This window comes from Jiangella rhizosphaerae, from assembly GCF_003579925.1.
GTDB lineage: Bacteria > Actinomycetota > Actinomycetes > Jiangellales > Jiangellaceae > Jiangella > Jiangella rhizosphaerae.
Map to the genome: position 1 here is coordinate 1 of NZ_QUAL01000084.1, position 10876 is coordinate 10876.

General features: G+C 73.9%; 14 protein-coding genes and 1 pseudogene. 8 read left to right on the forward strand and 7 right to left on the reverse strand.

The window, feature by feature from the left end; genetic code table 11:
• Positions 1-234 (reverse strand): annotated as a pseudogene (locus tag DY240_RS09265) (MFS transporter); the annotation flags it as partial.
• Positions 235-452: 218 nt separating this feature from the next.
• Between DY240_RS09265 and DY240_RS09270 the strand changes: the two are divergent.
• The 6 genes from DY240_RS09270 to DY240_RS09295 all read left to right on the forward strand — a co-directional run bounded on the left by DY240_RS09270 (position 453) and on the right by DY240_RS09295 (position 5286).
• Positions 453-1394: a type IV toxin-antitoxin system AbiEi family antitoxin domain-containing protein gene (locus DY240_RS09270; RefSeq protein ID WP_119659647.1), complete on the forward strand. Its 942-nt coding sequence runs from the start codon at positions 453-455 to the stop codon at positions 1392-1394.
• 28 nt (positions 1395-1422) lie between these two features.
• On the forward strand, positions 1423-2049 hold the full coding sequence (locus DY240_RS09275) for an HD domain-containing protein (RefSeq protein ID WP_119659648.1): 627 nt from the start codon (positions 1423-1425) through the stop codon (positions 2047-2049).
• 70 nt (positions 2050-2119) lie between these two features.
• Positions 2120-2551 (forward strand): hypothetical protein, encoded by a 432-nt coding sequence (locus DY240_RS09280; protein ID WP_119659649.1) that lies wholly within the window; start codon positions 2120-2122, stop codon positions 2549-2551.
• 11 nt (positions 2552-2562) lie between these two features.
• Entirely contained in the window at positions 2563-2865 is a 303-nt protein-coding gene (locus tag DY240_RS09285) for a hypothetical protein (RefSeq protein WP_119659650.1), read from the forward strand.
• Complete coding sequence (locus tag DY240_RS09290; protein ID WP_119659651.1) at positions 2865-4850, forward strand: DNA/RNA non-specific endonuclease; 1986 nt, start codon at positions 2865-2867, stop codon at positions 4848-4850. The genes DY240_RS09285 and DY240_RS09290 overlap by 1 nt, the downstream gene beginning before the upstream one ends.
• A 13-nt stretch (positions 4851-4863) precedes the next feature.
• The gene (locus DY240_RS09295) at positions 4864-5286 is read left to right on the forward strand and encodes a hypothetical protein (RefSeq protein ID WP_119659652.1); all 423 of its coding nucleotides are present in this window, start codon (positions 4864-4866) and stop codon (positions 5284-5286) included.
• Here DY240_RS09295 and DY240_RS09300 read toward each other — a convergent pair.
• Both DY240_RS09300 and DY240_RS09305 read right to left on the reverse strand, forming a co-directional pair.
• Positions 5280-5537 carry a DUF4031 domain-containing protein gene (locus DY240_RS09300; RefSeq protein WP_119659653.1) on the reverse strand — a complete coding sequence of 86 codons (258 nt, stop codon included), beginning with the start codon at positions 5535-5537 and terminating at the stop codon, positions 5280-5282. The two genes, DY240_RS09295 and DY240_RS09300, sit on opposite strands and share 7 nt — an antisense overlap.
• 4 nt (positions 5538-5541) lie before the next feature.
• A complete protein-coding gene (locus DY240_RS09305; RefSeq protein WP_119659654.1) occupies positions 5542-6246 on the reverse strand; it encodes a copper homeostasis protein CutC in 705 nt (234 codons plus the stop codon).
• 53 nt (positions 6247-6299) lie between these two features.
• On the opposite strand from DY240_RS09305, the gene DY240_RS09310 reads away from it, so the two are divergent.
• Positions 6300-6626 carry a hypothetical protein gene (locus DY240_RS09310; RefSeq protein WP_407659294.1) on the forward strand — a complete coding sequence of 109 codons (327 nt, stop codon included), beginning with the start codon at positions 6300-6302 and terminating at the stop codon, positions 6624-6626.
• Positions 6627-6631: 5 nt separating this feature from the next.
• On the opposite strand, the gene DY240_RS31795 is transcribed toward DY240_RS09310, so the two are convergent.
• The gene (locus DY240_RS31795) at positions 6632-6769 is read right to left on the reverse strand and encodes a hypothetical protein (protein ID WP_158602791.1); all 138 of its coding nucleotides are present in this window, start codon (positions 6767-6769) and stop codon (positions 6632-6634) included.
• Between the two features lie 169 nt (positions 6770-6938).
• Between DY240_RS31795 and mftD the strand changes: the two genes are divergently transcribed.
• Complete coding sequence (gene mftD, locus DY240_RS09315; protein WP_119659659.1) at positions 6939-8117, forward strand: pre-mycofactocin synthase MftD; 1179 nt, start codon at positions 6939-6941, stop codon at positions 8115-8117.
• On the opposite strand, the gene mftF is transcribed toward mftD, so the two are convergent.
• The 3 genes from mftF to DY240_RS09330 form a co-directional block, all read right to left on the reverse strand.
• Positions 8080-9504, reverse strand: a complete 1425-nt coding sequence (mftF, locus tag DY240_RS09320; RefSeq protein ID WP_119659655.1) for a mycofactocin biosynthesis glycosyltransferase MftF — start codon at positions 9502-9504, stop codon at positions 8080-8082. The genes mftD and mftF overlap by 38 nt on opposite strands.
• Positions 9501-10175, reverse strand: coding sequence for a mycofactocin biosynthesis peptidyl-dipeptidase MftE (gene mftE / locus DY240_RS09325; protein ID WP_119659656.1), 675 nt, complete (start codon positions 10173-10175; stop codon positions 9501-9503). The genes mftF and mftE overlap by 4 nt, the downstream gene beginning before the upstream one ends.
• Positions 10176-10876, reverse strand: a 701-nt coding sequence (locus DY240_RS09330; RefSeq protein WP_119659657.1) for a vWA domain-containing protein, incomplete at its 5' end; no start/stop codon positions are given.

Below are 10876 nucleotides of genomic sequence, written 5' to 3' on the forward strand. Positions count from 1 at the left end.
CCGCTGCCCGACGCGGTCGGCGATGCCGCCGGCGAGCGGGGCGCCGACGGCGTTCGCGACGGCCAGCGCGCCGGCGGCGAGGCCACCGGCGGCGTACCGGCCGGTCGCGTCGGACACCAGCAACAGCGTGCCGAGCTGGCTCATGGCCAGCGGCAACCGGCCCAGAAAGGCGACGACGACGTAACCGACGCCGGCCAGCGAGAGCAGCCGGCGATACGAGGAGAGAGGGGACACGACAGGACTCCGGAGGAACGCTTCAGCGGCGCGCCTCCCCACCACCAGGTCGCGCACGAAGCCCTGTGCTGTCAGCAAGTCTAGCAAACCCGCCCCCGCTCCCATGATCATCAAAGAAACGGGGCGCTATGACGCCCCGAATCCTGGACGATCCGCGTCGTCCACAGATCGACGATCGGGTCTGGCCTGACGGGCTGCGGTGACGCACGCTGGCAGGTGTGGATCTCGACGCCCTCCTGGACCTGCAGCACGGTGTGATCGGCCGTGCCCAGGCGCTGGCGGCCGGGTGCACGACCGACCGGATCAAGTGGCTCGTCGCGTCCGGGCGCTGGCAGCGGGTGCACGCGCACACCTACGCGACGTTCACCGGTCCGCTGCCGTTCGTGGCGCAGGTCTGGGCGGCGATCCTGCGCGCCGGCCGTGGCGCCGTCGCCAGTCACCGGACCGCGGCCTACCTCGACGGACTGTGCGACGATCCCGGCCCGGTCATCCACGTGACGGTGCCCGCCGACCGCTACGTCGGCGGCAAGGTCGACGGCGTCCGCATCCACTACTCGCACCGCCTCCCGCTCACCCGGCACCCGTCGAAGAATCCGCCGCGCACACGTCTCGACGAGACGGTGCTCGACCTCGTCGACGTCGCACCCCACCCGCGCGAGGCCGAGACCTGGGTGACCGCGGCCTGCCAACGCCGCCTCACCACCCCCGAACGACTCGCCGACGCGCTCGGGCGGCGGAAGAAGATCCGCTGGCGCCCCATGGTCGAGGCGATGCTCGCCGACGTCGCCGACGGCGCCCAGTCACCCCTGGAACTGCGGCACCTGCGCCGCGTCGAACGCGCCCACGGCCTGCCCACCGGCTGCCGGCAGCGGCGCGTCGCCGGGCAGCGGGTCATCTGGATCGACGTCGACTACCCCGACTACGGCGTGCGGGTCGAGCTCGACGGCCGCATCGGCCACACCGGCGAAGGACGCTTCCGCGACCGCCACCGCGACAACCGCGCCACCGTCGACGGCCACGCCACCCTCAGATACGGCCACGCCGACGTCTTCGGCGACCCCTGCGCCGTCGCCGCCGAACAGGCCCGCGTCCTCCAAGCCCGCGGCTGGACCGGCACCCCGCGCGCCTGCCGACCCGGCTGCCCGGCCCCGTCCCCGTGATGATCATGGCGCGAGGAGAATGGGTGGCATGGAGGACCTCGAGCGGCGCTGGGCCGCGCTGGCCGGCGACTCGCCCGCGGCGGCGGAGGCCGGTGCACAGCTGCTGGCGCGCTGGCGCGAGCCGCACCGGCACTACCACTCCGACGGGCACCTGGCCGCCGTCCTCGACGCCGTCGACGAGCTGGCCGACGCCGCGAGCGACCCTGACGCCGTCCGGTTCGCGGCCTGGTTCCACGACGCCGTCTACGCGGGCACGCCGGGTGAGGACGAGGCGGCCAGCGCCCGCCTCGCGCGCGAGGTGCTGACGGGGCTCGGCCGGCCGGCGGCCCAGGTCGACGAGGTCGAGCGGCTGGTGCTGCTGACCGCCGGCCACGATCCGGCGCCGGGCGACGGCAACGGCGCGGTGCTCTGCGACGCCGACCTGGCGGTGCTGGCCGGCCCGCCGTCCGACTATGCCGCCTACGCGGCGGCCGTCCGCGACGACTACGCGCACGTGTCCGACGCCGACTTCGCCGCCGGCCGGGCCGCCGTGCTCGAGGGCCTGCTGGACCGGCCGGCGCTCTACCGCACCGAGACCGGCCACCGCCGCTGGGAGGACCCCGCCCGGCACAACCTCGAGACCGAGCTCGTCCTGCTGCGCGCCTCCGGCTCGTGACGCCGGCCGCGTCCGGCGGCTACCATCTGACCACTCGAGGCGGAACGGGCACCTGCACGGAGAGGACGGCATGGGCAAGGCCGAACAGCAGGAGCAGCTCGACCGCATCACGCGCCGGTTCGCCGAGGTCGCGCCGGCCGGCTGGGTGCGTCTGGTCGGCAACTGGGAGGCGTTCCCCGGCCCCACCGGCGAGCTGACGCTCAACTACCTCACGCTGGCCGTGGTCGACGGTGGCGACCGGTGGCTGTACGGCCAGGTCGGCTACGACGAGCCGCTCTACGACCTCGTCGCCGAGCTGAACCGCATGGCCGCCGCCGACGAGCCCGACCACGCCTGGACGGTCCTCGACCTCGAGGTCGACCACGACCGCACGTTCCGCGCCGAGTTCGGCTACGACCCGCCCAAGCGCGCCCGCGGCATCCACGACGAGGAGTCCATGGGCCGCTTCGAGACGTACCTCGACCGCTGGGTCGCCCAGCACGGACCCCGGCCGCCGCGATAGGAGCAACCGTCGTGACCACCGAGGAAGAGGCCACCGTCGCCAACCCGTACCGGGCGGCCATCATCGGCCGTCGCGACCAGTCCCGGCCGCTCACCCAAGAGTTCACCGCCGAGCTCGACGACGCCGTCGCCGCCATGAACGCCGGCGCCTGGATCAGCACCACCGCCGACACCTTCTTCACCGAGCTCACCGGCCACGTCACCACGCTCGGCACCGCCGCCGAGGGCGTCATGGAGACCTACCGCGCCGCCATCGACGAACAGCCCGAGCAGGTGCCGCCGAACTCCTGGCAGACGCACTGGCGGAACCTCTGATGAGCGTCGCCTCCATCGACCTGGAGCAGATGGCCGAACTGATCCGGGCCATGGAGAACGCGTCGACCGAGCTGGAGAGCCGGGTCGGCAGCGTCCGCGGGCACCTGACCGACGTGTGGCTGTCCACCGACGACCTGAACCGCGTCAACGGCGTGCTCAGCTGGATCGACGAGGAGCTGCCGGGGCTGCGCAGGCGGCTGGCGCTGGCCCGTCACGTCGAGGCGCAGACGCCGGGCGTGCAGACCTTCGCCCAGATCGACGAGTCGACGATCTCCACCGCGACGCCTGAAGAGGCACGTGAGCGGGCCGACCGCGCCGCCGAACTGATCGAGGAGTACGACGACGGCGAGATCCCCGAGGAGCTGCGGGAGCTGCTCGCCGACAACGCCACCGACCCGTACTTCGCGCAGCGCCTGGCCGAGCAGGTCAGCCCCGACGACGTCGCCGCCGTCGTCCTCGACATGTCCTATGCCCGGCAGGCGCTGGCGCAGAGCCACGGCATGACCTCGGACGTCAGCGAGGTCGACACCTTCGACGGGCACTACGAGACGTTCCTGAACGACCTCGGCACGTCGCTGGGGCTCGCGACGCAGAACACCGGCGACCTCGCGCTCGATCCCGAGTACGCCGAGCAGTGGCTCGACGCCATCATCACCGAGGAGCCCGCGAACGTCGGCCAGGCCGGCGCGCTGAGCCTGGTCATCTCGCGCGGCACCTGGTCCGCCGACTTCCTCACCACCGTCGCCCGTGGCGTCTACGACTACGAGCGCGACGTCGACGAGCGGGACATGTGGTACAACCGCTCGGCCTCCGCCGGTGAGCTCACCGGCGCCATCGACCCCGTCCACGGTGACGAGGAGGGCGCGCCCACCGGCTACTCGGTCCACTACGACCCGCTGGCCGGCATCATGGCCGCCATCGGGCGCAGTCCTCAGGCCGGGCACGAGCTGTTCGGGCACGGCGAGACGGTCGAGATCGAGGCCGACGGCGAGACCGCCCACGTCAACGCGTTCATGGAGTACCTGATCGCGCGGCGGCGCTGGCCGGTCGACGACGGCGCCGGCGCGCGCGAGGCGATCGCCGCAGCCATGACGCCGTTCGAGGGCGGCGACGTCATCAGCGCCGACATCGCGACGGACGCCCGGGCCATCGTCACCATGAAGGCCGAGGAGATCGAGGAGCGCAGCGACACCAACTGGTTCTCCGAGATCGGGCACCTGGTCCTCGACGGCCTGGGACTGATCCCGGTCGTCGGCGAGCCGGCCGACGCCATCAACGCCATCTGGTACGCCGCCGAGGGCAACGTCATCGACGCCGGCCTGTCCGGCGCGGCCCTCATCCCGTTCCTGGGCTGGGGCTCCACCGCCGGCAAGTGGACCCGCCGCGCGCTCACGGCCGAGGAACTGACCATCCTCGGCCGCCTCGACACCTTCCCGGCCGGCTTCGACAGCGTCAGCATGGTGGCCCGCGCCGACGGCGTCCCGCTGCCGACGTTCGAGTTCAGCAACCTGCGCGCGTTCAACCGGGCGGCCAACAACGCGCACCCGAACGCCCGTTACGTCTTCAACGGCGTCGCCTGGGAGACCGACTCGCTGGGCCGGCCGATCCGGGTCGAGGGTTCGCCGTCGGGGTCGGCGGCCGGGCGCAACCGGCGGCTGCAGCAGGGCATCGGGCACGAGGGCATCGACGGCGACGTCGGCTTCCACATCCTCGCCGACTCCCTGGGCGGCCCGACGAACCGGCTCAACGTCGTGCCCGGCAACGGCAAACCACTGGGCGACGGCATGCGCAACCTCAACCAGGGCCGGTACGCGGACATGGAGCGCTACCTGCGCGAGGCGCTCGGCAACAACCAGAACGTGCAGGTCGACATCGTCCCGTCGTACCGGCCGGACAACCTCACGACCAGACCGGACCTCTTCACCGTCCGTACCTGGGTGGACGGTGAGCTGCGCGAGTTCCGGTTCCCCAACAGACCGGGTTAGGTAGGGTCGCGACGTGACACCGGAGCAGCAGCAGACGCTCGACGACATCATCGCCGTCTACCGGCGGTCCGCGCCGGCCGGCTGGTTGCGCATCGTCTGCCGGTGGGAGTGCGAGCTGGAGTCCGACGGCCTGCCCAGCAGCGCGCTGGCGCACGTCGTCATCGTCGACGACGGCGGCACCCTCACCCAGGTGCAGTTCCCCACCCCCGACGACCTGACCTTCGTGCTCGACGACTTCCACGCCGAGCTCGCGCGCGAGACGTCCAGCGGCAAGCTCACGGTCGACCTGCTGATCGACCGCGACACCTACGACCTCACGGTCACCGAGGAGCCGTCCAAGATGCTGCACGGCGACTGGACCGACTCCCGCGAGCGGGTGCACCAGTACCTCGACCGGCACCGCGACGAGCTGACGGCGCTCGCGTCCGGTCAGTGACGCTTGCGCCGGCGCAGGCCGGCTGCCAGCAGACGCGCGACCAGGTCGCGGCTGCGCACCGGCACCGCGCCGGCCTCGACGGCGCGCTCGTAGTCCGCGGCCGGCAAGTCGTAGTGGTCGCCGTCGAAGCCGCGCGCGGGCAGCCCCAGCTTCGCGGCGAACTCGTGCAGCTCCTCGAACGACTCGTCCGAGGCGAGGTGCGACCAGAGGCGGCCGTGCCCCGGCCACGCCGGCGGATCGATCATGATCATGAGGTTAGAGCGCCGCGGCCACGGCGTCGTCGATGAGGATGCGCCACGACCGCACCAGCGCGGCGTCGACGTAGGCCTTCCACGAGCCGCCGGGACGTACCCGGCTGCCGACGTGGAACTGGCGGACGCCGGCCCGGGCCAGCCACGGGACGTGGTCGGGTTCGAGGCCGCCGCCGGCCATGATGACGCGGGCCGCCCGCTCCGAGCCGGTCGCCCGGGTGCACAGCTCGTCCAGGCCGGACCCGACGCCGCGGGCGGAGCCGGCCGTCAGGACGGCGTCGAGGCCGGGCAGCCCGGGCACGACCTCCCACGCCGCGTCGAGGTCGAGGCAGTGGTCGATGGCGCGGTGGAACGTCCACGGCCGGCCGCCGAGCTCGTCGGCCAGGGCCAGCGTCGCCTCGACGTCGATCTCGGCGTTGAGCCCGAGGAAGCCGAGGACGAACCCGTCGGCGCCGGCGTTCACCAGCTGGTGGGCCGCGATGCGCAGGCGGGCCAGCTCGGAGCCGCTGGTGGAGAAGCCGTCGTTGGCCCGCAGCATGACCCGCAGCGGAAGGTCGCAGGCGCGCTTGAGGTCGCGGACGGTGTCGATGGACGGGGTCAGGCCGTCGGCGTCCATGTCGGCGACGACCTCGAGGCGGTCGGCGCCGCCCTCGACGGCGCCCGGCACGTCGCCTGGCCCCAGGGCGATGACCTCCAGCAGCGGACGCACGTGGATTAGTGTGCCAGCGAAATGGCACGATCGACATCGTGGTCGACGACGTGATGCTCGTGGCGCGCGCACTGGTGCTGCGCGACCTCGGCGCGCGCCGCCTCGACGTCGCCGCCGCCGTCGATGTCCTGGACGCGGCGCTGACCGAACGGCGCTGGTGGGTCGAGCAGTGGCCCGAGGGTGCGGCGTTCGTGGCCGGCCAGCTGGCCCAGGACGTTCAGGACCGCCTGCTCGACGCCGGGGTGGGCCGGTGGCCGTCGTGCGAGTCGTGCGCCGACGAAGAGCCGCACGAACTGCGGATCGAGCCCGAACTCGGGCCCGATCCACAGTGGGTGTGCGAGAAGACCGGCCGGCCGGTCGCGCCCCTCGGGGCGCTGTAGGCCGCTCAGGCCGCCTTCACCTGTGCGGGGCGTTCGTCCTGGACGGGAACCCAGCGCAGCTCCGTCCGCGGGCGGCCGGAGATGTCGGTCACCGTCACCCAGCGGGCCACGAGCGTGGGGCGCTGGACCTGTGTCATCGTCACCTTGTCCGCTCCTTCCGGCCACTCTTGAGTCAGGTGGTGTTCACCTTCTGTTCACCTAAGGTACCAGGTCTGTTTGCCGCCCGCCTCCCCGCTTCATTTTGGCCCTCAGTGCCATTATTCTGGGACGAGTGGCACGCCGACGTGCCGACCAGCGAGGTCAGAGGTGACGATGTTCGGCAGGAACAAGTGGTTCGAGACCGTGGCCGAGGCCCAGCGGCGCGCCCGCCGGCAGCTGCCCAAGTCGGTGTACGGGGCGCTCGTCGCCGGTTCCGAGAAGGGCCTCACGCTGCGCGACAACCTCGCCGCGTTCACCGAGCTCGGCTTCGCCCCGCACGTCGCCGCGACCTCTGACAAGCGCGACCTGTCCACGCAGGTCATGGGCCAGTCCATCGCGCTGCCGGTGATCCTGTCGCCGACGGGCGTCCAGGCCGTGCACCCCGACGGCGAGGTGGCCGTCGCCCGCGCCGCCGCCAACCGCGGCACCGCGATGGGGCTGAGCTCGTTCGCCAGCCGCTCCATCGAAGACGTCGTCGAGGCCAACCCGAAGGCGTTCTTCCAGATCTACTGGCTGGGCAGCCGCGACGAGATCCTGCGCGTCATCGACCGCGCCCGCCGCGCCGGCGCCGCCGGGCTCATCCTCACGCTCGACTGGTCGTTCAGCAACGGCCGCGACTGGGGCAGCCCGGTCATCCCGGAGCGGCTGGACCTGAAGACGATGGCGCGGTTCGCGCCGCAGGTGCTGCCCCATCCGGGCTGGCTGCTGCGCTACCTGCGCGCCGGCACGCTGCCCGACCTCACCACGCCCAACCTCGAGGGCGCCGACGGCGTCGCGCCCACCTTCTTCGGCGCCTATGGCCAGTGGCTGCAGACCCCGCCCGCCACCTGGGACGACGTCGCGTGGCTGCGGTCGCAGTGGGATGGGCCGTTCATGCTCAAGGGCGTCATGCGGGTCGACGACGCCAAGCGCGCGGTCGACGCCGGGGTCAGCGCCATCTCGGTCTCCAACCACGGCGGCAACAACCTCGACGGCACGCCGGCCGCCGTCCGGGCGCTCCGCTCCGTCGTCGAGGCGGTCGGCTCCCAGGTCGACGTCGTCCAGGACGGTGGCATCCGGCGCGGCAGCGACGTCGTGAAGTCGCTGGCGCTGGGCGCGAAGGCGGTCATGATCGGCCGGGCCTACCTCTGGGGGCTGGCTGCGAACGGCCAGGCCGGCGTCGAGAACGTGCTCGACATCCTCAGCGGCGGCATCGACTCCGCGCTGCGCGGCCTCGGCAAGTCGTCCGTTCGCGACCTCACCATCGAGGACCTCGTCATCCCGCACGACTTCCACCGCACCTTCGGCGCCTGACACCACCCCCGCGGCGCGGGAGGAGTGGGCGTACGGTCCGGGCACGGAGGGCTCCGCGCCAGACGCCCGAGCCGTAGGCGAGGTCGTCGGCGGTGCTGGCGAGCGTCCAGCGGACCGGATCGAGCGACGGGCGCAGCCGGAGCCAGTCGCGGACGGCCGGCGCGGCTACCAGGGCCGCCAACGTCGCCAGCCGGCGGGGACGGCGCGCGGTCAGCGCGACCACGGCCGGCAGCGCCAGCTGGGTGACGGCCCGGCCGGTGGCGGTCAGCGTCGCGGCGGTGGACTCGGCGATCATCGGCGCGGCGATCGACGGCGGGAGGCCGTCGGCACGCAATGTCGACGCGAGCCGGGCGGTCGCGACGGCACCGGCCGCCGTCGCCAGGAGCGGGCGGCGGGCCAGCAGCAGCGCCGTCACCGCCGCCGGCCAGGGCGCCAGCACCAGCGGAGCCAGCCGGTCCGGGTGCCGGCGGGCCAGAGGGCCGGCCGACGTGCCGTAGTGGTGGCGGCGACGCAGCCAGGCCGGCCAGCTCGCCGGCTCGGCGTGGGCGACGGTGACCGACGGGTCGTAGCGGACCCGCCCGCCGGCCGCGACCAGCCGCCACACCGCGTCGACGTCCTCGCCATAGCGCAGCGCCTCGTCGAACCGATCCAGCGCCGAGCGCCGGATTACCACCGCCGCCGTCGGCACGTAGGAGACCCGCCCGCCCGGCCGCACCAGCGCCTCGTCGGGCCCCAGGTCCAGCGGCGACCGCGCGGCCGCGAAGGCGCCCAGCACGCGGCCGGCGCCGGACGCCACCACCGGCACGATCCGCGGGGCGACGGCGACGACGGCGGGGTCGGCGAAGTGCCCGGCCAGCCGCTCCAGCCACCCGGGAGACGGAACGCAGTCGCTGTCGACGAACGCGACGAGGCCGGCGTCGCCCAGCGCGGCCAGGCCGGTGTTGCGGGCGGCCGCGGGTCCACCCGGCGACGGCCGCCGGAGCAGGCGGGCGCCGTGACGGGCGGCGACGGCCGCGACCGCCGCGGAGTCCGTCGATCCGTCGTCCACCACCAGCACGTCGGCCTCCGCCAGTGCCGCCAGGCAGCGCGACAGCGCCGCCGCCCGGTCGCGGACCGGCACGATCACCGTGACACCGGCAACGGCGCCGGCCACCACTGGCGGGCGCGGGTGCGCCACCCCGGCGTCGACCAGCCGACGCGCCAGCCGGCCGGTGCGCTCGTCCGTCACGAACCCGTCGGCGCGCAGCCGCCCGAACGCCGCCACGCCGGACGGCGACAGCTTCAGCGCCCTCCGCGGCGACCCGCCGAGCAGCACGCGACCGCCGTCGAGGACGCGGGTGTGCCGGTCCAGTACCACCCCGAACCCGCTGGGCAACGCCAGGCTCACGGGCCGCTCACCCAGGCCGCCACCGCCGTGACGAGGTCGGCGACCAGGCCGTCGAAGATCGTCCGGCCGCCCTGCGCCGTCGCGCCGGCCGGGTCGCCGAGCACGCCGTTGGGGCTGACCGCCCGGACACCGCCGGCCCGCAATGCGGGCATCAGCTCGCTCAGCGGCTCCACCGCCCCGGCGGCGGCCGCCTCCAGCGACACCCGCGAGGCGTCCAGATGGAGCTGCAGCGAGGTCTCGACGAAGCCGGCGTGCGCGTCGCCGTCCCAGCGCGGGAACCAGGCCATGACGTCGCGCGACTCCGCGGTCAGGGTGGCCAGCGCCGCCCGTACGGCCGCCAGGTTGCCGCCGTGGCCGGACACGACCAGCAGCCGCGGGAACGTCGCCGACGCCGACCGGCCCAGCTCGACGAGCACGTGGGTCAGCGCCTCGGTGCCGATGGAGACGGTGCCGGGGAAGTCCTGGTGCTCGCCGCTCGCGCCGTAGGGCAGCAAGGGCGCCACGACGACGTCGGACCGCACGGACGCCAGCGCGGCACACAGCGCCGCCGCCACGTCGGCGTCCGTCGACAGCGGCAGGTGCGGCCCGTGCTGCTCGGTGGACCCCAGCGGCAGCGCGAGAATCCGGTTGGCCGGGACGGACGGCCACGCGAGGTCACCCAACGCCGTCACCTAGACGAACACCTCCCCGAGCGCCGGTGCGACCTCACGATAGCCGCCGATCCGGAACAGCCGCCCGCGGCCGAGCCGGGCGAGATCGCGGCCGAGGTCGGCGTCGTGCTCGCCGGAGGTGTCGAGCAGCACGTCCAGCCGGGGCAGGCGGGCGGCGAACGGACGCGGGTCCGGCCCGGCGTTGTGCACGCAGTCCGACAGCAGCAGCACCCGGGCGTCGCGGGCCGGCACCCGGGCGAGCTCGCGGGCGGCCACCTGCAGCGGGAACGCGACGTTGGTGAGGCCCTTGGCGGGGATCCGCAACAGGGTGTCGAGCAGCCGCTGCGGCGAGACGCGCTCGCCCAGGTGGGCCAGCACGGCGGCGTCGGACCAGAACGCGATGGCGGCGACGTCGTCCGACGACAGCTCCGCGGCCAGGGCACCCAGGGCGGCCGCCGCCGTCCGCACGCGCTCGCCGCGCATCGACCCGGACACGTCCACCAGCAGCGCGACCGACCGCCGGGCCCGCACCCGCTCGCGCACGATGACGTCGTCGTCCTCCGGCACCGGGTGCTCGACCAGCTGCTCCAGCGTCCGGTCCAGGTCGATGTCGTCGGAGCCGCCGCGGTAGCGGACGCTGGCCAGCTCGCCGGCGCCGCGGCGGGCCGTCACGTCGCGGCGCGGCCGCGGCACCGCCAGCCGGGCGGCGATCTGCCGGGCCC